The sequence below is a fragment of the Treponema sp. Marseille-Q4132 genome (assembly GCF_014334835.1).
Lineage (GTDB): Bacteria > Spirochaetota > Spirochaetia > Treponematales > Treponemataceae > Treponema_D > Treponema_D paredis.
The window spans coordinates 903,138-925,055 of record NZ_CP060591.1 but is presented as its reverse complement, the minus strand read 5'-3'; the positions used below and the strand labels follow the sequence as shown (position 1 = coordinate 925,055).

Sequence of the window (21,918 nt, the reverse complement as noted above, 5' to 3'; positions counted from 1 at the left end):
TTTACAGATTATTTTTATGGGAGTACGGTACATGAAAGCTTACAGACGGCTGCGTTTTGACGGCATCGAAAATTTCCGCGATCTCGGCGGCTGGGAATGCAGCGGCGGCGGGATGACAAAATACGGAGTGTTTTATCGTTCGACCGAACTTGCAAAAGCGACGAAAGCGGACTTGAAGCGCATTGAAGATTTGGGTATACGGACGATCCTCGATCTTCGCCATCCTGAAGAAACGGCTTCCCGTCCCGATTGCCTGCCGAAGTCCTGCGTTTATAAAAACATATCGGTACTGGGTTCCATCCGTCCGCATGAACTCAAAGTGAACGGAGACGTGTATATGACGCACACGCTGTACAATATGTATCGGCAGCTCCTCACGGTGAGCGGCGATGAATTCCGCAAAGTGCTGTTTTTTTTAGCCGATGCGGAAGGACCGACTCTGTTTCACTGCCTTGCGGGAAAAGACCGCACGGGACTTACCGCGATGTTTTTATATACGATCGCGGGCGTCGATGAAAAGGACATCGTAGCCGACTACGAAGTGAGCCACACATATATCAAAGGCTTTATGGCAGATGTTTCGGGTTCTCACTATACGAATATGGAAAAGCTGCTCGCCTTTTTGCACAAAAATTACGGAGGCGTTATTCAGTACCTCGATGCGATCGGTGTAACGGATGCGGTGCGCCGAAAGCTTTACAAAAAATTCGTTTCGATTTGAACGGCATTTATTCGTGCGGAACGGATCATACACCGATACCGCGCGGTTCAACGTTTAAATATTTTTTCCGTGTCCGGTCTCGGCTTTTTGTGATATAATCGATAATCATGGAGGAATCATGATGAAAAAACAAGTACGTGTGATGACGATAGCATTGCTCTTTATCGCGTCATTTTTTGCGGCAAGCTGCGCGACGACAAAAAAAGTTTCCGCAGAATCCCCCCGCGCGGGCGTTCAAACGACGGTTTCGTCGATCGACAAATACGGAAACTGCGCGCTCAGCATTACGCAGGATGAATTTACCGCTGCGGGTTTCGAGCCGGGCGATATCGTGTCGGTAAAGGCGGGCGCTTTCACCTTCGATGCTCCCGTGTGTACGAATTACAGCGACGTCGATAACGGAAAATACCTCATTCGCTTGAGCAAGGGAGGCGTTTCGTTCGCAATCAATATGGGCAATTTTGCCAAAACGAGCGGAGCTGCAGCCGGCACTCCCGTCGCCGTCTCGATGAAAGGAAAGGGCGCATACCTTGCCGACTATAAAATCCGTCAGCTTAAAAAAAGCGAAAACCGGAGCGACTACGCATCCGACGAAATCTTTGCCAATTTTCGCGAAGTAAAAGCGGGAGGCATTGCATCCGTCCGCTTGTATCGATCGTGTAATCCCGTCTACGGTGATGCGCGCGCCCCTTATGCCGAAAAACTCATAAAGGCGAACGGTATAAAAGCTGCGGTAAACCTTGCGGACAGCCGCGAGAGCGCTTGGAAACATATCGAAGAAGCGCCGTATTATAAATCGCTTGCGGAAAGAGGTAATGTCGTTTTCCTCAATATGGGAGTTTCGTTTGCCGATGAAGATTTTATTAAAAAATTGCACGATGCTCTCGTCTTTATCGGTGAAAAGAAAAGCGCGTCTTATATCGTTCATTGTAATGAAGGAAAAGATCGTGCGGGCTATGTGTGCGCTTTGCTCGAAGCGCTGTGCGGCGCGACGCTCAATGAAATCAAAGCCGATTATATGACGAGCTTCGAAAATTATTTCGGCGTCAAAAAAGGTACGGAGCAGTACGATATGATCGGAGGCGTCATCATCGGTACGCTCGTATCGATCAACGGCGGACGGGGCGTTACCGATCGGAACGTCGGAAAAGTCGTCGAAAATTACCTCCGCACAAAAGTCGGCCTTACGCGAGAAGAGATCGACGCCGTGCGTGCGGCGCTGCAGTAGGAAAGCGCGGCGACGGAAATTGTACGCATAAGCGGGTGCGTAAAAGTGCAGACGTACACGCTTATGTGATTTGAAATCGGAACGGATGAGAAGTATGCGGATGAGTCGATCGGGGATTATTTCATTTTGGATTATCGCATTGTTGTCAATGTTGCCGTTTGTTTCCTGCAGTAATAGTATCGCCGATTTTACGGAGATCGATTGTCCCGATGCGATATGCGGCCGCGCATTTGAATTTGCGCTGCTGTACAAAGAAACAGGGATGCAATATGAACTCGGGGGACAATCGCCTCTTCGTTCGGCGGGGATCGATTGTTCCGGTCTTGTCGTAATGTGTTATAAATATGCCCTTGTCGATACGAAGTATAATCTTCTTTTCGACGATGCGTCTGCAAAAGCCATTTATATGAACTATAGCACGCCAACGAGATTTCCGAGACGGGGTGATTTGATTTTTATGGGCGAAGCCGATACGGCAAGCGTTACCCATATTGCAATTTTCGATAAAATAGAAAATGAAAAAGTGTATTTTATCGACAGTACGCAAAAAGATGATAACAATGACGGTGTTTACGAAATAAACGGAGTTACCGCACGGAATTATGAAAAAAATGACGGCAGAATCAAAGCGTATGGAAAGATGAGGTTGGCGTATTAAAAAAAATACTTAAACAGAGGCAGAGGATATTTAAGAATTAAAATTTCTGAATGACAATATCGCCATTGATTTTATTATTGTGCCACACGTTGTAGCGATGATGTTGCCATTCATAATAATTGCTTATTGTTTCGTTGGTATCGGTTATAAAATCGACATGAAATAAATTTGAAATTTCCGTTTTAGATTTATAAATCTTGACTGTTACTATATTTTTAGTAATGGTATCTGTATAAAGATTGCCGTTTAGCGTTGCGGTTTCGATACGCTTATAAGTACCTGTTACGGTATATGTTCCTTCCGAATAAAAACGGATAAAACAGTTATATAATTCCAGTGCCGTCGTATCTTTCGGAAAAGAGTATTCCGTTGCTTTAGGGAAAAATCCAGATTACATTCTTCGGTCGCAGCCAACGTGTCAAAAATCGTTTGATTGGATAACGGAATGCGGCAAACGAAATCTTACGGGAGGCGAAAAAATGACAATTCAAGATTTTATCGGTGAACACAGCGCAGATTTTGACACATACGAAGCCCGCCCCGATTGGCGCGGAAACAAGATATATTCAGTATGACTGAAATCAAACGAAGGGGCTTGTGTCGGCTATCCGCAATATGCCATTGACAACGGAAAAATAATTAGGCTTTCAACTATCGAAGAAACAATAGCTATTATGGAAACAGATATACCGAGCACCGACGATTAAAATACCCTGCTGGAGCCGCGAGGATTGCCGTAGTGCGGTTTTATAACAATAATTGAGAAAATAATAGCTATACGTAATTACGGGGCTTTTCTTGCGGCATTAAAATAAAAAACCGCTCTTTCGAGCGGAGGTTGCCCCAAGAGGCGTATAATCGCTATACGCATTCGGACAATTACAATATATGACGTATTTGTTTTTTTTTGTCAAGTAATAAATAAATAAAAACCGCCCTTTCGAGCGGTCGGCGCCCCAAGAGGCGTATAATCGCTATACGCATTCGAGCAATTACAACATACGACCTTATTTATTCGTGCGGAGGGTTTAATACCCCGACGCTTGCGTCGTAACAAAGGGTATTAAAGCCGACTGCAACCACCTTATGAGAACAACATACCCCGACGCTTGCGTCGGGGGTGTTGATTATCTGTCAAGTATAAAATTTTATCAAAAAACAGAAAACAAAAATGACTATATACATGAGGAATTATGACGGGACCGCAGATTTTTTTAGACTTCGTCGGCTTTTCCGGCATCGTCACCGCCGTAAACGAAATTATGAGCTACCATTGCTCAAAGCCGGGTAAAGACAAAATGATGACAAAGCTGAAACGTATTTGGGCGCTGCCCGTAAAGGAAAGCGCGGAAAATAAAGGGGCGCGCGAGGGTTTAATAAATTGCCAGAGCGTTAATTCTTTCGGAATAACAGCCCGAGCGCGACGAGTAAATCGATTTTTTCTGGAGCGACGGACGGGAGTTTATCGTCAAGGCGTTTATGAACGGCTTTTACGAGAAGCCATACGAGGTAGTAAAAGCCAAAAACGGCGCTGATTATTACGGCAAGAATAAATAAAGCGATCATTGCACACCGCGTTTTTTAAGCGAGCGCTTTATAAAAGGAGAAAGTAAAATTGAAACAACTTTACCGATAAAGCCGCCGATAAGAGCGCCGACAGCGGCACAAATGACGAGAAAGGTTATTGAAAGGAATACGTCCATAACAAGCACCTCGTCTATAGTATCAGTATAAAATACGTTTTGGAGATGGGGGGAATTGAACCGCTTTCAGTCACATACATCCTGTATGCTCCTTCAAGCCGTCTCCGCTCGCTTCCGGCCGCATCTTCCTCGCACTTGCTCGGCGCTCGCTTCGCGGGGTTCAATTCCCGTTTTATTAAAATTACGAAATGCATTTTGGAGATGGGGGGAATTGAACCCCCGTCCGGGTACGTAAAACAGGTACATCTACAGGTGTAGCTGTGCGAGGTGATTGTCGGGAGCGTTTAACGGCACAGCAGGTGTCCGCTCCGTATTCCGATAGATGTCCTGCGCACATATCGGACACTGTACGCAGCAAGCTCCGGTTTACGACGGAAATCCCGCCAGCTCAGAGCGGCGCGGACGGGTTTCCGGCTCTTTAAGTCGCCGCTTACGCAGCAAGAGCTAACTGTTCGTCTTCAGACACGAAGTCTTCTTCACGTTTGGCAGTTATGTTTTTTTGCGTTTTCAAAGGAAACGCGGCCTTACCTGCAGTACAAGCTTTCCCGTATCCGTCGAAACCGGTGCACCCCCGATTTGCGGAATCGTTTTAAAGATACTCATGCAGGGTGATTTTGTCAAGCGTATTTTCGATTTTTTCTGATTCTATCCGCCTGCCTTTTGTTTTTTCGCATACATGTAAAAAAAGTCCGAATCGAGCGCCTTGCCGAACGCATAAAAAAATATTATTATTTTGCCGAAAGCCCCGTGTATGACAAAACGCAATAAAACGGCGCTCATGCATCCGGCTATGTAAGGAATACTTTTATAATGAAAGCACTGATTCAACGCGTAAGCACCGCATCGGTATCGGTGGACGGTAAGTACTGCGCTTCCATTTCTCGCGGCTTTCTCGTTTTTTTAGGCGTTACGCACGGAGACACAAAAGAGACCGCTGAAAAGCTCGCGGAAAAAATCCGTAAGCTTCGTATTTTTGAAGACGAAAACGGAAAGACGAATTTATCGCTCGAAGATGTTGCCGGCGAACTTTTGGTCGTGTCGCAGTTTACGCTGTACGCCGACTGCAGCCGTGGTAACCGGCCCGGTTTTGAAAACGCGGCCGAACCCGCTTATGCGAAAAACATATATGAATATTTTTTGTCCTACTGCGAGAGCCGGTTCCGCTCTGTCGGTCACGGTATTTTCGGTGCCGATATGAAAGTTTCGCTCGTCAACGACGGCCCCTTTACGATCATGCTTGAAACCGTCTGAAACTATCCGACATATCGTTCCGACTCATTATTTTGATAATTTTATCGGATGTTTTATGCGCGATTGATTTTTCTTTATTCTAGTACTAGAATATTAACCATGGATATATCATTGACGGAGCTGCTGCTGCTCGGCATTTTAGCCGAAAAACCGCAGCACGGTTATCACATCGAACATCTCATCGAAGAGCGGGGCATGCGGAAGTGGACTGAAGTCGGCTTTTCTTCAATTTATTACGTTTTAGATCGACTTGAAAAAAAAGGTTTGGCGGCCGGCGCTCATACGGCGGGCAAAGCGCAAAAGCGTTATTCCATAACCGATAAAGGTATGGTGATTCTGAAAGAAGAAACAAAAAAACGAATCGAAAAGCGGCGGCCTTCGAATATGCACTTTATGACGGGATTGGCCGGAAGCTGGCTGTTGGAATCTTCGGAACTCATCGACGCTTTTAAAAATCGGCGAAACGAAATAAAAAAAGATTTGCAAGCGCTGCAAAAAAAGATTACGGAAAATAAAAATGCACCGCGTTCTGCACGAGAGCTGTTCTCTTTGAGCGAAGCATTGTTGAAAACCGAAGCGGATTGGATAAGCGCGGAATTGAGGAGGATAAAAAAATGAACGTATCGGTAAAACCCTTTATCGGACAGCACTGCGAAACTACGGCGACGGGAACTTTGCTGCATCAGTTGGGGATCGAGCTTTCAGAACCGATGCTGTTCGGGATCGGCGAAGGTTTAAACTTTATTATATGGAACATGAAAACGATGACGTTTCCGTTTATGGGCGGCCGCGTCAAGCCCGACGTACTCACTGCGAATATCGCAAAAAATCTCGGATTGAAACTTACGGTACGAGAAACGAGTTCGCATAAAAAAGCGTGGGAAGGAGTTAAAGCGCTGTTGGATGCCGGCAAAGCGGTCGGCTTAAAGCTCGATTGCTATCACCTTGAATATTTTTCGCATCCGATACATTTTGCAGGACACTACGTCGCCATTATCGGTTATGACGATAAAAATGCGTTTTTAATCGATACGAAACAGCAGGGTACTTCTTCGGTGACGTCGCTGAAAAGTTTGGAAGCGGCTCGGAGCGAAAAAGGAGCGATGTCGTCGAAAAATCTGTATTATACAATCGAAAAAGAAAAATGCATTCCGCTCAAAAAAGCCGTCGTCAAAGCGATCCGCGGTAATGCGGCGGCGTATCTTTCTCCTCCGATTAAAAATCTTTCGTACAAGGGTATTGAAAAAGCGAGCGGCGAAATCATACGATGGTTCGACGGCTCCGGAGATGTTAAAACGGAATTCGCCGCGAGCGCGATGTTGATGGAAAAAGCGGGGACCGGCGGAGCGCTGTTTCGAAATCTTTACCGCGATTTTTTAGCCGAAGCTTATCGCTTGACGAAACACGATGCGATCGAAAAAGCACACAAAGCGTTTACGGATATTGCGAAAGACTGGTCGCGCGTCATCGCGCTTTTTGAAAACGTCGGAAAAACCGGTGAAAGACGGTACGTGCTGCAAGCGTCGGAACTCCTGCGAAGTCTCGCCGAAAAGGAAAAAGGAGCGATGCAGCTGCTCGAAAATATCTGACAGCAAAAGGAGATGCCGTAAGCGGATGCGGGAAATTGTACTGTACGTGCAGCTGATCGAAACCGTCCGGCCGATGAAAATCCTGCGATTAAAAATTGATTTCCGCAGCGGATGCAATACGGGCAATGCGTGCATAAGTCTACGTACCCTTGAAGTCGCGCGGTGAATTATATTATACTGACGGAAGATACAGAAAGTTCAATTTGATTTTTGGGGTTTTTGTTAATGAAAGAGAATTGCATCGACTGCATTTTGCGTACTGATAACGATATAACGCCCGAACAGCTTTTTTTTATGACGCGTTATGTTCCCTATAGCGTCGTAAAAATGATGGGCGAATCTCCCAGCTGCTTTTTTGAAAGAACGATAGAAAAATTTCAAGGCGTCATGGTTTACCTCGATATCATCGGCTTTACGAAAATCGTCGACGGCTATATGAAAACGGGACGCGACGTTGCGGATCTTACGAATACGCTGTCCGATTATTATTCGGTCGTTATAGAAACCGTCCGCGGATTCGGCGGCTCCGTGTTTCAATTTGCAGGCGATTCGATTCTCATCTGTTTCAACAGATTGAAAGACGAAAGCGATGAAAACAATTTACGGCGTGCGCTTGCGGCGATGATTCTCATCCTCGAACTGAGCAACAACTACAATACGGTTTCCGAAGAGTTTGTTAATTTTACTCTGAAGCCGAAAATCGGTATGGGGCAGGGGGAAATCTTTCAGATATTTCTCGGCGACACGGAATATTCGATGACGCCGGTGCTTACGGGTGCGGCAGTCATCCAAGCGATCAAAATGGAAGAAGCCTGTACGATGCAGGAAATCGTCGTGAGTATTCCCGTGTGGAACCTTGCGTGTAAAATAGGGCTTGAGCGCTATTTTGCCGAACAGGAAGGTTTTTATCATCTTACCGATATCCCTGAAGATTTTGCCGCTTCGGTCGAACGTCCGGAATATATCGACGTGGAAACATGGTTTTCAAATCCGCGTTTTTACAATCGTCTGTATTCGTTTATCAATCCCGTTATCTTCAACCGGATAAAAAACAATGTGCAGGGCTTTGACGGCGAATACCGCAATGTCACGTGCTGTATGGTTCGTTTCGACGGAGTTTTCGGACAGGCCGTCAGCGAAGCGTCTATCGCCGAAGGTTATGAAAGTCTTAATAAAATTTATAAAGATCTGCAGGATATCGCGAATCGTTTTACCGGTTATTGCGGAAAGCCCGATTTGAGCGACAAGGGTATCGTCTTTCCCGTATTTTTCGGCATGCCCGTTGCAATCGAAAATAAAGAACGTATGGCCTTGCTGTTTGCGCACAAGCTGATCGAAGAAGAAGTAAAGGCGGGCGGTAAAATTATCGTAAACGTCGGCATTTCCACCGGCGTCGTCTACGCCGGAGAATTCGGTGCGAATATGCGCAAAGATTTTACGATCGTCGGCAACGCGATCAACTTTGCCGCACGCCTCATGATGAACGCGACGAACCACGGAAGTTTTACCGTTTTTATCGATGAAGCGACGAAATCCAAAACCGATGCGATGTGCGAAACGGAAACGATGCCCGGTATTATGCTCAAAGGTTTTTCCGAAATGCAAACCGTATATCATCTTTTGTCAATCAAAAGAGATGTCGAAAAAGTGAATCATAAAACGGAGCTCTTCGGAAGAAGCGGTGAACTTTCGGCTCTTCGGGCATTGTATGAAAGAATCAGACAGGGAGAGTTGTGCTTTGCTCCTATTGTCGGCGATATCGGTTTGGGAAAATCTTACCTTGTACAGGATTTCGTTTCGGATATTATGGCGTCGTACACGGATACCGTTGTCATGTACGGAAGAGCATATCCCTACGAAGTTTCGACTCCGTTTTTTTTGTGGAGCGACATTATAAAGCGCGTCGTCGGCATAACCGATTCGATGCAGGGTGAAATGCTTTTGCTGCACGTACTGAACAAATTCGCGCGCGAGCTTCCGGCTCATAAAAATTGGGTGTCGTATTTTCTGTCGGTACTCGGCTACAGTTTCGTGGAAAATCCGGTAACCGCGCACCTCGATCCGGCGACAAAGCAGCAGCACTTTTTTGCCCTCGTATATACGCTGCTCGTAAGTTATGCGGAAAGTCATCCTCTCGTCATCGTTCTTGAAAATCTGCAATGGGCCGACAGTCTTTCGCTGCATTTGCTTTCGTATATTTCGCGTCAGCCCAAGAACGCGCCGATTCTTGTCGTGCCCGTTTCCCGCGAGTCGAAAAAGATAAAGAGGATTTTTTCTCTGAACAATATTAAAGTGATGCGTCTCGCACCTTTAAGCGATACGGCCGCTTCTCGGCTTACGGCAAAACTTTTGAATTTCGAAACGCCCGATAAACTGCTTTCGGCGAAAATAGTTGCTCTGTCCGGCGGTAATCCGTTGTATATCCAAATCATTGTCGAAAGTCTCATTTCTGATGAAAAAATTATTAAAAATAATAAGGGGTATTATTATCCGGTCAAGCCTATCGATGATATAAAGATCCCGTATACTATCGAAAACCTTATCGTCGTACAGCTCAATGCGCTTTCGTATGAATCGCAGGTTATCTGCAAAAATGCTTCCGCTATAGGCAGAACGTTTTCGCTTTCCGCGCTTGAAGCGCTTATGTCCGAAACGATTTCTTCCGAAGTCCTCGAGCGATCGCTTACCGAACTTGAAGAGAGCGGCTTTATCATTTGCAACAATGCAAAGCGGACGCTCTTTACGTTTAAAGATGTGATGGTGCGAGATGTCCTCTATAGGACGATCATCGAGTCCACGCGGAGAAGTTTGAATATCGCGATGATCAATTATCTTGAAGAAAAATATAAAGACAATATCCGATCCGTTGCGGACAAATTGCTGTATTACGCGAAGCAAGCGAAAGATACCGATGCGATTGCAAAATATACGAACCTTGCTGCGGAGAACGAATGCAATGCGTGAAATCATTTTTGTCGATCCCGTTTTAAAAGATACGGTGTGGGGAGGGAAGCGCCTCGCCGAATACGGTTATAAACTGCCGAGCGATCATGTCGGAGAAGCATGGGCGATCAGCGCACATCCGAACGGCGACTGTACCGTCGAAGGATGCGCTTTTGCCGGTATGCGCCTTTCGGAGCTTTGGCAAAAGCATCGCGAGCTTTTCGGAGGAGAGGCGGGAGAGCGTTTTCCGCTTTTGACGAAGATCATCGATGCGGAGCGCGACCTGTCCATCCAAGTGCATCCCGACGATGCGTACGCAAAGGTACACGAAAACGGCTCTCTCGGTAAAACCGAATGCTGGTATATTCTCGATGCCGCGCCCGGTGCGAAGATCGTCATAGGGCACAATGCGAAAAACCGCGGCGAAGTGCGCGATATGATCGAACAAAAGCGCTGGAACGAGTTTATCCGCGAAGTGCCGGTACACAAGGGCGATTTTTTCTTTATTTCGCCGGGAACGGTTCACGCGATAAAGGGCGGCACTCTTTTGCTTGAAACGCAGCAAAACAGCGACGTCACTTATCGCGTTTACGATTACGATAGGCCGGGCAGCGACGGAAAACCGCGCGCGCTTCATATTGCCGAGAGCATCGACGTCATAACGGCGCCGTTCGAAGAGAGTCTGCCGCAAAAAAATCCTCATAAAACGATCAACAAAAATCTCGGCGAACTCGTAAGCTGTCCGTATTTTTCCGTGTGGACGCTCGGCGTGCAAGGAAGGGCTGAGATCGTGCAGGATCAAAAATTTATGCTCGTATCGGTCGTCGAAGGCGCAGGGACTGTGGACGGAAAAGCCGTTCGAAAGGGAAGCCACTTTATTCTTCCGTATGAGTACGGGCGGGCGGTATTCGAAGGCGATATGCAGCTCGTCATATCCGCAGTGTAAGCGCGGCGGGGTCTTGTTTGACGGTGTTCGATACGGAAAGCGCGACGGGGGCGGCAACGCCCGCTGCCGACGGGGAGCGTAAAGACCGAAGCGCTCGGTCCGATGAAGAGCGCTTTTCGCGGACAAGGATGCTCGTCGGGGATGACGGCGTCGAAACGCTGCAAAAAAGCCGCGTCATCGTGTTCGGTATCGGAGGCGTGGGAGGCTTTGTCGTCGAAGCGCTTTCGCGCGCGGGTATAGGTTCTCTCGATATCGTCGATAACGATACCGTTTCCGCTTCGAACATAAACCGGCAGATATACGCGCTCGACAGCACGGTCGGCGCGTATAAAGTCGATGTCGCCGCCGCGCGCATCCGAGACATCAATCCCGAATGTACCGTAATGGCCCATCGCTGTTTTTTTCTTCCCGACACGAAAGATCGATTCGATTTTTCACGCTGGGATTACGTCGTCGACGCGGTCGACACGGTCGCTGCAAAAATAGAAATCATTAAAAGAGCGAAGGACGCGGGGACGCCCGTCGTAAGCTCCATGGGTACGGGAAACAAACTCGATGCGTCTCGTTTTCGCATTGCCGATATAGCCGAGACGAGCGTGTGTCCGCTTGCGCGCGTCGTTCGGCAGGAATTGAAAAAGCGGGGCATAGAAAAAGTTCCGGTGCTCTTTTCGACCGAAAAGCCTTCGGTTTATGAAAAACCGCCTGCAAGCATTTCATTCGTGCCTGCGGCCGCCGGGCTTTTGATCGCGCAAAAGGTCGTGTGCGATTTGCTTGAAAAAGCGCGGAGCTGTTGATATTATTAATAATTAATAAATTGAAGGGAAGTGCGCCGTCTTTGTAAAGGGTCTGCTTTCGACGGTGCTTTTACACCGTCAGCCTACGCCCGCGCGGAGCGGTGCCGAAGGCAGACGCGGAGCGAGCGCAAGCGAGGGACGCGGCCGAGCGTGAGCGAGCCGCAGAGGGCGGGTTCTTCCGACCGCTTCGTCCCGATTTTTATTTTATTAATCCTGCAGGATTGTCCGCAACGATAACTTTTCCCGATTTGATAGCTTCGAATGCTTCCATTGCGCGTTTTTGCGCTTCCGCCGAGAGGTTCGGATTTTTGAGGGGGATGCCGACGCCGTTGTTGTTCGCCGTGAACTCGAGTTCTTTGCCGCCGGGGAATTGACCTTGTAGTTCGGCTTTGATCATATCGTACGAAGCGCGGTCGAGGAATTTCATAGCGGATGTGAGCACGGCACTCTTTCCGTTCGGCATGAGCCCGTCGTTGTATTGATCGACGTCGACGCCGACGACCCATACGTCTTTGCCGGTAGAGCGCCTCGTTTTCGCTTCGCTGATGACGCCGACGCCGACGCCGCCTGCCGCTGCGTGGATGACTTTGACGCCTTTATCGAACATGGAAGCTGCGAGCTGCTGACCTGCCGCGACGTCGTTGAAGGTTCCCTGATAGATGACGTTTTCGGCTTTGATCGTTATCTTAGTGCCGAAGTTCGCGTTTGCATATTTGATGCCCTGCTGCCATCCCCAGTTGAATTTTTGAACGGCGGGGATTTCCATGCCTCCGATAAAGCCGAAGCTGCCTTCTTTGACCTGCACTGCGGCCGCGACGCCCGCGATAAAGGCGGACTGCTGTTCGAGCCACGAAATGGCCGCGACGTTCGGCGCCGTTTTGTATACCGAATAATCGGCGTTGTGCGGTTTTCCGTCGAGGATGACGAATTTGACTTTCGGATATTTGTCTTGCGCTGCGAAAACGGCGGTTTCGAATTTGAAGCCCGGGCAGATGATCATCTGATAGCCCGCATCCGCGAGGTTTCCGATTTCTTTGAGATAGTCGGCTTCCGTCGTTCCCGCAGGTTTCAGATATTTGCATTCGATGTTCATATCTTTTTGTGCGCGGAGGATGCCTTCCCACGTGCCTTGATTGAATGATTTGTCGTCGATGGTTCCGGCATCGGTTACCATGCCGACACGGAGCGATTTTTTTCCGGATGCGGACGAATCGGCTCCTCCCATTGCAAAGACTGCACTTGCTGCAAGCAGTGCGCACAGAATTGCGATTGTTTTTTTCATCGTGTTCTCCTTATTGCGGGTAAATAATAATCATAAAAATAGTATACCGAGCGGCGGCATTAGTCAAGGTATGTTTTGGGAGAATCTCAAATCCTGATGACGGAAGCTCCGGTTTTTTCGTCTTTCGGAAGCCGTGCCGGATTGCCGAGCGTGCCGACTGCGATACTGTCGCCCGAAAAAAGCGGGCTTCCGGATGCGGGAACTGCGAGCGTCAATCCGAGCGGACTGCACGCGTAGTGTCCCGAAGCGCGGCCGGGAAGCGTGATGGCGTCGCTTACGATGCGGATCGGAAATTCGGTGCTTTTTGTTTTTGGCGCTTCGTCGGTGCATCCGCGTACCGCTTTTACGCTCCCGCTTTCGAAAGCGTTTCGGGCAAAGAGAAAACTTACGACGGCTCTGGTTTTCGGAAGCTTTGCGTCTTTCGAAAGTTTCAAAAGAGAGGGGGGCGCGTCCTCCGTCGAAAAGGCGAAGTTGCACCACTTCGACGCGCTTCCCGTATGCGCGCGGTATCCGTTCATCGGGCATGCGTCCGCGTGCGGACAGGGTGAAACGATCGTCATATTCTTTTTAAGCAAGGTGTCGCGCATCAAGCTGATAATGCGTGCGGCGGACGGCACTCCCGGTTCGATGACGAGAAGGTCGCATTTTTTTGCCGCATAGGAGAGGAGCGATGAGGCGTACTGTTTTGCGCGTATTTCGTCGCTCCGCGCATCGGTTTCGCGCAGTTCGTTCAGCATGTCGGCACAGACGATGAGAGAGGCTTTTTGCCGTATGGGCTCTCCGAGTTCTCCTTTTATGCGCACGATATTCCAATGAGGGGCGGCGTTTTTATCGGAAGGCGGGACTCGGGCTGCGATCGAAAAGTAGAGATCTTCTCCGAGCGCGAGGGATGCCTGCGATATGTCCATGCAGTACCACGTAAGTTTTTTGTTCCGCAGTTCGGGGCGGGAAAGCCACAGCGCGATGACGGCGGTGAGAGGGCCGCTTCCGACATCGAGGCAGGCGTCCCCGTCCGAAAGTGCGAACGCGTCTTTTTCAAAATTTGCAAAGAGGCGCGTAAAGCGGACGATGTTCCACCACGAAAAATAGCGAACGTATGCGGAAAGCGTTTCGGGCGCGTTCATATAGCCTCTTCTCCGTTTGCCCCGCTCGTCGGTGAGCGCGTGCGAAAGCGCGTTTATGTTTTTCGGAAGAGAAGCGAGCTGTCTGCCGTTTGCGGGAAATACGCTTTGCAATATCTTGTCGAATTCGGCGATGACATTTCGCGCGTCGGGCGGGATCGCATCGGCGGAAAACATACTGCGCCGTTTCAAAATTGCCGAGACGGGTGCGCGGTACGCCGCCTTGTCTTTCGGCGATGTGCGCCGTATCGATTGCGAAATACCGGGGTTTTGCCGCGCGGGAGCGGGCTTCGGTTTCGCTTGGGCAGGCGCATCGTATATTCGCGGAGGTTTTCGTTTTGCCGCGGAAGCGCCGTCGAGCATAGCGCGCGTTTCGGCATTTTTTGCCGCGCTGTCTTTTTTAATAAATTTTTCGTACCGCTTTGCGCCGTCAGTTCGATTCATGCTTTCGGTATTTCCTCATCGTAAGGTAGATGTCGGTCAAATCGGTGCGCAAATCGTGGATCGCATGCAGCGTATCCGCATCGTCTTCGAGACGATTCGCGTCTTCGATGATTTGACTGCGTGCGCCTTCGATCGTAAATTTTTTAATATTGATAAGGTATTTTAACCGGAGGATGATATCGATTTCGCGCTGCGAATATACGCGGTGTCCGGCCATATTTTTTTGCGGAGCGAATCCGGGTATCACGCTTTCCCAATAGCGAAGCACGTGGGCTTTTACGCCCGTGATCTCTTCTACGTCGCCGATCGAATACGATGCCACTTGCTTCTCCGTCAGCTTTTATTCGTGCGGTCTTCCCATTTTTGCCGGCTCGCTTTCAGTTCGAGCTGTACGGGAATTTTATTAAATCCCAAATCTTCGCGGATCCTGTTTTTAAGATAGGCGATGTACGTCTGCGGTACCGATTCGGGCTTTGTCGCAAAGATCAAAAACGACACGGGATTGACGCCTGTCTGCGTCATATAGCGTACTTTAAAATGCGCGGTTTTCGCTGCAGGCGGCGGGTATTGAAAAAGCCAATCTTTGAGAGCGGCGTTCAGTACCGACGTTTCGACTTTTCGCGTAAGCTGAGCGTAGAGTTCAAGCACCGTAGCGAGCAAATCTTTTATGCCCTTGCCTTCGAGTGCGGAAAGCGCGACGATCGGCGCGTATTCCATGTGTCCGAACATGATGCGGATATTTTCCGCCGCTTTGCGGAAAGAGGCGCGTCCCTTTTCCTGCGTGTCCCATTTATTGAGCGCGAAGACGATGCCTCGTCCGCGTTCGTGTGCGAGCGCACACAATTTTTTTACCTGCTCGTCCAATCCGTCCTGTGCGTCGATCATCAATATGACGACGTCGCATTCATCGAGCGTTTTGATCGCGCGGTTTACGGAATAGTATTCGACGTTTTCTTTTACCTTCGTCTTTCTTCGGATGCCGGCGGTATCGAGCACTTGAAAGTCGGCTCCTCCGTACGAAAAGGCACCTTCGACGACGTCGCGTGTCGTGCCGGCGTAATCGCTGACGATCGAAGCGTCGGAATGCGTCAAACGGTTTGCGAGCGTCGATTTTCCGGTATTCGGCTTTCCCATGATCGCGATCCGTACGACCGGCGTTTTGTCGGTTTCGACGACGGATGAAAAATCGAGGCGCGAAACGATCGCATCCGAAAGTTTGGGAATGTGATCGCCGTGTTCGGCCGAAATGAAAATCAAATCGCCGAAGCCGAATCTTGCGTAATCGTAAGCCTGCTCTCTGTTGCGCCCGCCTTCCGTTTTGTTGACGACGGCGACGACTTTGTCCCGATACGGACGCATTTCTCCGATGAGCTCTTCGTCTTCGGCGGTGAGTTCTTCGGCATCGAAAACGAGCAAAATCAAATCGGCTTTCCGTATCGCATCGAGCGAACGGTTGACGACGAGTTCGTCGAGGGCGGCTTCCTGCGTGCCCGTTTTCCGTTCGAGTTTGTAGCCGCCCGTATCGATGAGGCGAACGGGTTTTCCCGCGATGAGCGCCGTGCCTTCGACGGGATCGCGGGTAACGCCCGGAGTCGGATCGGTGATCGCGATATTTTTTTCCATAAAGCGGTTAAAGAGCGTAGACTTGCCGACGTTCGGGCGGCCTGCGATGACGACGACGGGGCAGTTTGCAAACAGCTTATCGCGCTTTTCATCCGTTGCTTTTTGTACGATCGATTCCGATCGTTTTTTTTCGAGCGGTTTTGAAAAATCAGGTTTGCGTTTTTTCTGCATAGTCGATAATCCCGTTCGCCGTAATTATTAATTATTATAAACTGTTGAGATGCTTTGCCGAAATCGCATTCAATTCGTCGATCGTAAAGCGAGACAAAAGCTCTTTGATGCCGGAAATCAATTTTGCACTCATACTCAAACTGCGAAGTCCCATACCCGAAAGCACGAGAACGCTGTCGTTTTTTCCTGCCATTTCGCCGCACACGGAAACGGGTATGCCTGCTTTTCCTGCGGCATCGACCGTCATCGCGATGAGGCGCAGGACGGCCAAATTGAATTCGTCGTAAAGTCCCGACACTGCGGGATTTTCCCTGTCGATGCCGAGCGTGTACTGCGTCAAATCGTTCGTGCCGATCGAAAAAAAATCGCTGTGCTTTGCAAGCGAATCGGAAAGCAGGGCGGCTGCGGCCGTTTCCACCATGATGCCGATCGGAACCTTATCGTTGAACGGAATGTTTTCGGCGCGCAGTTCGCTCCGCACCGTTTTCGCGATCGATTTGCACTGCTTGACCTGATCGACGGTCGTGATGAGCGGCAGCATGATGCGCAGGTTTCCGTAAATGCTTGCGCGGTATAAAGCGCGCAGCTGTGTTTTTAAAAGCTGCGGATAGGCGAGGGAAAGGCGTACGGCGCGCAGTCCCATAAGCGGATTTTTTTCTTCGGCGATCGGGATATCCGCCGAATGAATGAGTTTGTCGCCGCCCGCGTCGAGCGTGCGGATCGTCACGGGTTTTCCGTTCATAGCGCCGAGCGCGTGCTTATACGCGTTGAATTGCACATCTTCGTCGAAAGGGCGGTACGCGTAGTTTCCCGCTTCATGCACGGTGCTCATGTATAAAAATTCCGTTCGGAAAAGGCCGATGCCGTCCGCGCCTTCTTTTACCGCGAAGTCCGCTTCTTCCGGCGTGCCGATATTCGCATATAATTGAAATTTCGTACCGTCTTTCGTTTCGGCGGATTTTGTTAAAAATATTTTAAGCTTTTCGCCGTGTGCTTTTTCCTCGTCGATCTTTTTTCGATATTCGGAGAGCGTTGTGTCGTCGGGGCCGGCGATGACTTCCGCCGTTTTGCCGTTTACGACGACTGTTTCCCCCGTTTGAATTTGATGCGTGATATTGTTGATGCCGACGACGGCGGGAATGCCGTAGTTCCGTGCCAATATGACGACGTGGCTCGAAAGGCCGCCTTCGGTGAGTGCGAGCGCCGCGATCTTTCGTTTTGCAAGGGCGATCGTATCCGTCGGTGAAAGGGATGACGCGACGATGACCGATCCTTCAGGCACTTCGTTTGCGTCGAATTCGCGGACGCACAGCATATCGTCGAGTACGAGGGCGAATACATCGGTGATGTCTCTTGCCCGTTCGGCCAAATAGTCGTCGCCCGCGTTGCGCAGTTTTTCGGCATATTCGGCCGATTTTACGTCGACGACGTGTTCGATATTTACGTTCGATTTTTCATAAGAATCTTTGAGTTCGGCGGCAAAGATCGGATCGCCGAGCATGAGCGTATAGGCTTCGAGCAGATCGCGCTGTGTTTTGTTCGCCGTGTTTTTCGGCAGGCGGTCGAGTTCGGCGCCGAGCCTTTCGGTGACGGCGCGTACCGACGATAAAAAACGCTCCCAGCCGGCATCCTTTTCTTCTTTTCGGACGGTTTTTTGAGGAACGGTTTTTATTGTCTTTTCGGGAATGACGAAGGCCTTTCCGAGTCCTATTCCGTCAGCTGCCGGAATGCCGAGAAATATTTTCATTTGTATTTTATTATAACGGCGGCTCGGAGGAGTGTCAAACAGAAGGTATCGATTTTTTATCAAGCAGTCGAATACGCTTATATACAAAACGGCCGCGCATGTGCGCAGCCGTATCTTCATTACAGTAATTTGCTTTTCAATCTTTTTGCGGCATGAGGGACTGCAAGCGCGCGTCATGCCGCGGACGATTACAGCGGGATATTACCGTGCTTTTTCAGCGGCGTGTCCATGCTGCGCTTTCGAGCGAGCACTTCGAAACTGCGTGCGATGCGCTCTCGCGTTTCCTGCGGTTCGATCACTTCGCTGACATAGCCGCGCTTCGCCGCGATTTTCGGCGTCATTATCTCCGTTTTATATTCTTCCGACTTTGCCGCGACTTCGGCCGCCTTAGACGGATCTTTGAGCTCTTTTGCGTACAAAATGCCGATCGCGCCTTCCGCACCCATAACCGCGATTTCGGCTTTCGGCCACGCGTATACGTAATCGGCGCCGAGGTGTTTCGAACACATCGCGATGTATGCGCCGCCGTACGCTTTGCGCGCGATGACGGTTACTTTCGGAACGCTCGCTTCGCTGTATGCATAGATCACTTTTGCGCCGTGCCGGATGATGCCTTTTTGCTCTTCCTGCGGGCCGGGGATAAAGCCGGGAACGTCGACGAAAGTTAAAAGCGGTATGCCGAAAGCGTCGCAGTAACGGACGAAGCGCGCGATTTTGTCGCTCGCATCGCAGTCGAGAACGCCGCCGACGCCCATCGGATTGTTTGCGACGATACCGACCGACTTGCCTTCGATTTTCGCAAAGCCCGTGACGCAGTTTACCGCAAATTCGGCCGACGTTTCAAAAAACGAATCGTCGTCGATACAGCAGTTGATGATTTCGCGGATATCGTAACCGGCGCGCGGGTTTTCGGGGATGACTTCTTCGATGCGCTTCGCTTTTTTCTTTGCGTCGAATTTGTATTTTTCGTTTTGTGCGAGATCGTCGCCGAAATAGTGGGGGATGTAGTCGAGCAGCGCGCGCACTTTTCGATAGCAGTCGTTTTCGCTTTCGCAGCGGAAATGCGCGACGCCCGATTTTTTCGAGTGGATCGCCGCTCCTCCCAAATCTTCCGACGAGATATCCATAAACATAACCGATTTGACGACTTTCGGTCCGGTGATAAAGAGTTCGCTTATCTTGTCGATCGCAAAGATAAAATCGGTGATGCCCGGCGAATACACGGCGCCTCCCGCACAGGGACCTGCGACGATCGAAATCTGCGGCACCGAACCGGATGCGCGGACATTTTGATAAAAGAGATCTCCGTAGCCGCACAGCGCGTCGACGCCTTCCTGAATGCGCGCTCCGCCGGAATCGTTTATACCGATGACGGGGCACCGCGCTTCGACCGCCTTGTCGATGAGTTCGGCGATTTTTTTGCCGTGCATGAGACCGAGTGAGCCGCCCTGCACCGTAAAATCCTGAGCGTATACCGCGACCGTCCTTCCGTTTATCTTTCCGAATCCGGTGATGACGCCGTCGTAGGGCATATCCTTTTTTTCCATGCCGAAGCTCGTGCAGTTGTGACGCACACCCGAATAGATTTCCATAAACGAATTTTCATCGCACAAAGCGCGAATCCGTTCGATTGCGTGAAGTTTTCCTTTTTCGTGTTGTTTTTCGACATTGTATTCCATAAGACAATTCCTCGTTCCAAAATAATTTAAACGTACGCTCTATGATAACCCATCGTTTCCGCGCTGTCAATATGACAAAAATCGGTTTTATGTCGAAGTCGTGCCGGACGTATTCTGGATGACCGCTCAACAGCTTTAGGTAAAGAAGCGAAGTTTCGTACGCCGCGATCGGATGCGGCAAAACCGATTATCCCCCAATTTACCGCTGCAATCGGCCGTTCCGGATTGAAGTCTTCATCGATTCCGCTCCGCCGCTTTCCGCACGGCGTCCGGATCCGGCACCCACGGGTATTTTTCTTTTAGCGCGCCTGAGGCAAGGACGGCATTTCCTCCGTGTTTTTGCAAGGCGGAGAGCGCATCGGATTTGAACGCTGCGGTATCGACGGGCACATCGTTCTCTTTTTCTTCGATGCCGGTGACTGCCCATTCGTTTTTTTTATACGTCAGCCTTACCGTATCGCGATTACGCTCTACGATAAAATCGCCCGTTTCGCCGTCCGTGCGCACGGTGTAATATTCCGCCGTATGTACCGCTTGAGCGCCGTCGTCGAGCGGTGCGCCTCCTTCGCCTCTTACCGGCGTTTTCTTTTCGCTCCGTTCGGGCACGCGGACTTCAAGTGAGCTTTCTTTGCCGTCGAGCGTAAAAGAAGTAATGCCGTATACGTCTCGCCTTGTTCCCGCATTTTCCTCGGAGAGAAAAGCGAACCATGTTTCCGGGTCGACGATGCCGTTTTTCGGATCGTAGGCGCTCCTCGCTTTGTTTACGACGTAGATGCCGCCGACGATATCGCCGTAGCGCTTGGACACTTTGCCCGAAGACATTGCGCCGACGAGTTCGACGTTTTGCGTATGTATCGCTTCGTAAAAGGCTTCGGTAACTTCAAAAGATGTAAGGCCGACGGCCGACGGTCGGTGTCGGGCATCGCGCACCGCGCCGAAAGCAAAAAATGCGATAAGGGCTGTAGCCGCAAAACAGGCCGCGATCGCTCCCGCGTTGCGCCTGAACGTACGGCGGGCGCTTACGCTTCGTTTTTTCGATTTATAATACGATGCGACTTTTGCGTCGAACTCCGCTTGAGGGAGGGCTGCAGGGTGCGGCACTTTTTTCAGCGTGCCGTCAGCGATTCCGAGTTCGGCGTAAAAAGCTTGAAGCAGAAAGGGTTTTTCTTTTTGCCCGTCCGGCGCATGCAAGGTGTCCGCCGTGCCGTCCGCTTTTGTGCCCGCCGTGTCGTCTGCTTTTTTCCGTCCGGCTTGCACGCTGCGCGACGGAAGTTCAAGCGTGGCATCGACGCTTTCGGCAAGCGATTTATCGACTCCGTTTATGACGTGCTCGAGACGCATATAATTTTTATCGTATTCGTCGGTACTTCGCGCGCTCTCATCGCTTTTGTCATAAGGCATGCGCTTTGCAAGGGCGCGGTAAGCGATGACCGCCTGCGTAAAAGAAAGTGCGCTGCGTCTTTCGGAAAGCGATTTGCTTATCCAAAAGCCCTGCAGTTTTGCATAGGATTCGCCGCCGGTCGCGCACGCTTTATCGAACAGCGTTTGGGGCAAAAAAAGGAGAGCCGGTTTTTTTGCAAACCCCGCCGCGTTTTTTACATAGATGCCGCCCGCACCGATGTTTTCGATTTTTACGTTTTCTTTTTTCGCTTCTTCTATTGCGCATAGTGCCGCATAGGAAGCGGCTGCCGCCTCATAGCGCTCGGCCTCTCCGCCTTTTTCCGCCCTCAAAAATATTTCCGCAAGAGAGAGCATCTCTTCATCTTCACCGAACCGCCCGCAGAGATACACGTGAGCGTCATCTCCGTCGCCGATCGTTTTGACGCCGTCGAATTTCCATTCGGAAAACGAAAACGTCATATCGGATCCGAAATTTTTATCCGCGCAGGCGGCGATGCCCGATTCGGAAAGCAAATTTGAAAAACGGGTTTTGGCAAATGCCGATTCGTTTAATCCCGTATCGAATATAATTTCACTCATAATTTTATTATACAATCATTTGGAAACTCCGCATTCAG

The 21,918-nt window shown here is 49.8% G+C and carries 18 protein-coding genes and 1 other RNA gene; 9 read left to right on the top strand and 10 right to left on the bottom strand.

Features of this window, described 5'->3' with window-relative positions; genetic code table 11:
* Positions 1-31 precede the first annotated feature (31 nt).
* The 3 genes from H9I35_RS04300 to H9I35_RS04290 all read left to right on the top strand — a co-directional run bounded on the left by H9I35_RS04300 (position 32) and on the right by H9I35_RS04290 (position 2,607).
* Positions 32-721 carry a tyrosine-protein phosphatase gene (locus tag H9I35_RS04300; RefSeq protein ID WP_187420370.1) on the top strand — a complete coding sequence of 230 codons (690 nt, stop codon included), beginning with the start codon at positions 32-34 and terminating at the stop codon, positions 719-721.
* Positions 722-839: 118 nt separating this feature from the next.
* The gene (locus H9I35_RS04295) at positions 840-1,949 is read left to right on the top strand and encodes a tyrosine-protein phosphatase (protein ID WP_252722721.1); all 1,110 of its coding nucleotides are present in this window, start codon (positions 840-842) and stop codon (positions 1,947-1,949) included.
* 94 nt (positions 1,950-2,043) lie between these two features.
* Positions 2,044-2,607 (top strand): NlpC/P60 family protein, encoded by a 564-nt coding sequence (locus tag H9I35_RS04290; protein WP_252722720.1) that lies wholly within the window; start codon positions 2,044-2,046, stop codon positions 2,605-2,607.
* Between the two features lie 1,392 nt (positions 2,608-3,999).
* Here H9I35_RS04290 and H9I35_RS04285 read toward each other — a convergent pair.
* From H9I35_RS04285 to ssrA, 3 genes are all read right to left on the bottom strand, one after another.
* Positions 4,000-4,173: a hypothetical protein gene (locus tag H9I35_RS04285; protein ID WP_187420369.1), complete on the bottom strand. Its 174-nt coding sequence runs from the start codon at positions 4,171-4,173 to the stop codon at positions 4,000-4,002.
* Positions 4,170-4,310, bottom strand: coding sequence for a hypothetical protein (locus H9I35_RS04280; RefSeq protein ID WP_187420368.1), 141 nt, complete (start codon positions 4,308-4,310; stop codon positions 4,170-4,172). The genes H9I35_RS04285 and H9I35_RS04280 overlap by 4 nt, the downstream gene beginning before the upstream one ends.
* A 193-nt stretch (positions 4,311-4,503) precedes the next feature.
* Positions 4,504-4,883, bottom strand: a transfer-messenger RNA (tmRNA) gene (gene ssrA / locus H9I35_RS04275).
* A gap of 237 nt (positions 4,884-5,120) precedes the next feature.
* Between ssrA and dtd the strand changes: the two genes are divergently transcribed.
* The 6 genes from dtd (at position 5,121) to H9I35_RS04245 (ending at position 11,833) form a co-directional block, all read left to right on the top strand.
* On the top strand, positions 5,121-5,561 hold the full coding sequence (gene dtd, locus H9I35_RS04270; protein WP_187420367.1) for a D-aminoacyl-tRNA deacylase: 441 nt from the start codon (positions 5,121-5,123) through the stop codon (positions 5,559-5,561).
* A 99-nt stretch (positions 5,562-5,660) separates the two neighbouring features.
* Positions 5,661-6,179: a PadR family transcriptional regulator gene (locus tag H9I35_RS04265; RefSeq protein WP_187420366.1), complete on the top strand. Its 519-nt coding sequence runs from the start codon at positions 5,661-5,663 to the stop codon at positions 6,177-6,179.
* A complete protein-coding gene (locus tag H9I35_RS04260) occupies positions 6,176-7,150 on the top strand; it encodes a BtrH N-terminal domain-containing protein (protein ID WP_187420365.1) in 975 nt (324 codons plus the stop codon). Before H9I35_RS04265 ends, H9I35_RS04260 begins: the two co-directional genes overlap by 4 nt.
* Positions 7,151-7,375: 225 nt before the next feature.
* Positions 7,376-10,114: an AAA and adenylate/guanylate cyclase domain-containing protein gene (locus H9I35_RS04255; protein ID WP_187420364.1), complete on the top strand. Its 2,739-nt coding sequence runs from the start codon at positions 7,376-7,378 to the stop codon at positions 10,112-10,114.
* Positions 10,107-11,039: a type I phosphomannose isomerase catalytic subunit gene (locus tag H9I35_RS04250; RefSeq protein WP_187420363.1), complete on the top strand. Its 933-nt coding sequence runs from the start codon at positions 10,107-10,109 to the stop codon at positions 11,037-11,039. Before H9I35_RS04255 ends, H9I35_RS04250 begins: the two co-directional genes overlap by 8 nt.
* A 17-nt stretch (positions 11,040-11,056) precedes the next feature.
* Positions 11,057-11,833: a tRNA threonylcarbamoyladenosine dehydratase gene (locus tag H9I35_RS04245; protein ID WP_215905299.1), complete on the top strand. Its 777-nt coding sequence runs from the start codon at positions 11,057-11,059 to the stop codon at positions 11,831-11,833.
* A 199-nt stretch (positions 11,834-12,032) separates the two neighbouring features.
* Here the strand turns inward: H9I35_RS04245 and H9I35_RS04240 are convergent, their stop codons facing one another.
* The 7 genes from H9I35_RS04240 to H9I35_RS04210 all read right to left on the bottom strand — a co-directional run bounded on the left by H9I35_RS04240 (position 12,033) and on the right by H9I35_RS04210 (position 21,880).
* On the bottom strand, positions 12,033-13,115 hold the full coding sequence (locus H9I35_RS04240) for a BMP family lipoprotein (protein ID WP_187420362.1): 1,083 nt from the start codon (positions 13,113-13,115) through the stop codon (positions 12,033-12,035).
* Positions 13,116-13,201: 86 nt separating this feature from the next.
* Positions 13,202-14,680 carry a small ribosomal subunit Rsm22 family protein gene (locus H9I35_RS04235; RefSeq protein WP_252722719.1) on the bottom strand — a complete coding sequence of 493 codons (1,479 nt, stop codon included), beginning with the start codon at positions 14,678-14,680 and terminating at the stop codon, positions 13,202-13,204.
* Positions 14,667-15,002, bottom strand: a complete 336-nt coding sequence (locus H9I35_RS04230; RefSeq protein WP_016521687.1) for a MerR family transcriptional regulator — start codon at positions 15,000-15,002, stop codon at positions 14,667-14,669. The genes H9I35_RS04235 and H9I35_RS04230 overlap by 14 nt, the downstream gene beginning before the upstream one ends.
* A gap of 11 nt (positions 15,003-15,013) precedes the next feature.
* Entirely contained in the window at positions 15,014-16,474 is a 1,461-nt protein-coding gene (gene der, locus H9I35_RS04225) for a ribosome biogenesis GTPase Der (protein WP_187420361.1), read from the bottom strand.
* Positions 16,475-16,508: 34 nt separating this feature from the next.
* A complete protein-coding gene (gene ptsP, locus H9I35_RS04220) occupies positions 16,509-18,221 on the bottom strand; it encodes a phosphoenolpyruvate--protein phosphotransferase (protein ID WP_252722718.1) in 1,713 nt (570 codons plus the stop codon).
* A gap of 188 nt (positions 18,222-18,409) precedes the next feature.
* Entirely contained in the window at positions 18,410-19,900 is a 1,491-nt protein-coding gene (locus H9I35_RS04215; RefSeq protein ID WP_187420359.1) for an acyl-CoA carboxylase subunit beta, read from the bottom strand.
* A gap of 234 nt (positions 19,901-20,134) precedes the next feature.
* Positions 20,135-21,880 carry a hypothetical protein gene (locus H9I35_RS04210; RefSeq protein ID WP_187420358.1) on the bottom strand — a complete coding sequence of 582 codons (1,746 nt, stop codon included), beginning with the start codon at positions 21,878-21,880 and terminating at the stop codon, positions 20,135-20,137.
* Positions 21,881-21,918 lie beyond the last annotated feature (38 nt).

Excerpts from the sequence above, each read along its gene's own strand:
- H9I35_RS04300 (WP_187420370.1), top strand. The coding sequence starts at position 32 with ATGAAAGCTTACAGACGGCTGCGTTTTGACGGCATCGAAAATTTCCGC.
- H9I35_RS04235 (WP_252722719.1), bottom strand. The coding sequence starts at position 14,680 with ATGAATCGAACTGACGGCGCAAAGCGGTACGAAAAATTTATTAAAAAA.
- H9I35_RS04295 (WP_252722721.1), top strand. The coding sequence starts at position 840 with ATGATGAAAAAACAAGTACGTGTGATGACGATAGCATTGCTCTTTATC.
- H9I35_RS04285 (WP_187420369.1), bottom strand. The coding sequence starts at position 4,173 with ATGATCGCTTTATTTATTCTTGCCGTAATAATCAGCGCCGTTTTTGGC.
- H9I35_RS04240 (WP_187420362.1), bottom strand. The coding sequence starts at position 13,115 with ATGAAAAAAACAATCGCAATTCTGTGCGCACTGCTTGCAGCAAGTGCA.
- H9I35_RS04260 (WP_187420365.1), top strand. The coding sequence starts at position 6,176 with ATGAACGTATCGGTAAAACCCTTTATCGGACAGCACTGCGAAACTACG.
- H9I35_RS04290 (WP_252722720.1), top strand. The coding sequence starts at position 2,044 with ATGCGGATGAGTCGATCGGGGATTATTTCATTTTGGATTATCGCATTG.
- dtd (WP_187420367.1), top strand. The coding sequence starts at position 5,121 with ATGAAAGCACTGATTCAACGCGTAAGCACCGCATCGGTATCGGTGGAC.
- H9I35_RS04215 (WP_187420359.1), bottom strand. The coding sequence starts at position 19,900 with ATGGAATACAATGTCGAAAAACAACACGAAAAAGGAAAACTTCACGCA.
- H9I35_RS04280 (WP_187420368.1), bottom strand. The coding sequence starts at position 4,310 with ATGGACGTATTCCTTTCAATAACCTTTCTCGTCATTTGTGCCGCTGTC.
- H9I35_RS04255 (WP_187420364.1), top strand. The coding sequence starts at position 7,376 with ATGAAAGAGAATTGCATCGACTGCATTTTGCGTACTGATAACGATATA.
- ptsP (WP_252722718.1), bottom strand. The coding sequence starts at position 18,221 with ATGAAAATATTTCTCGGCATTCCGGCAGCTGACGGAATAGGACTCGGA.
- H9I35_RS04265 (WP_187420366.1), top strand. The coding sequence starts at position 5,661 with ATGGATATATCATTGACGGAGCTGCTGCTGCTCGGCATTTTAGCCGAA.
- H9I35_RS04210 (WP_187420358.1), bottom strand. The coding sequence starts at position 21,880 with ATGAGTGAAATTATATTCGATACGGGATTAAACGAATCGGCATTTGCC.
- der (WP_187420361.1), bottom strand. The coding sequence starts at position 16,474 with ATGCAGAAAAAACGCAAACCTGATTTTTCAAAACCGCTCGAAAAAAAA.
- H9I35_RS04250 (WP_187420363.1), top strand. The coding sequence starts at position 10,107 with ATGCGTGAAATCATTTTTGTCGATCCCGTTTTAAAAGATACGGTGTGG.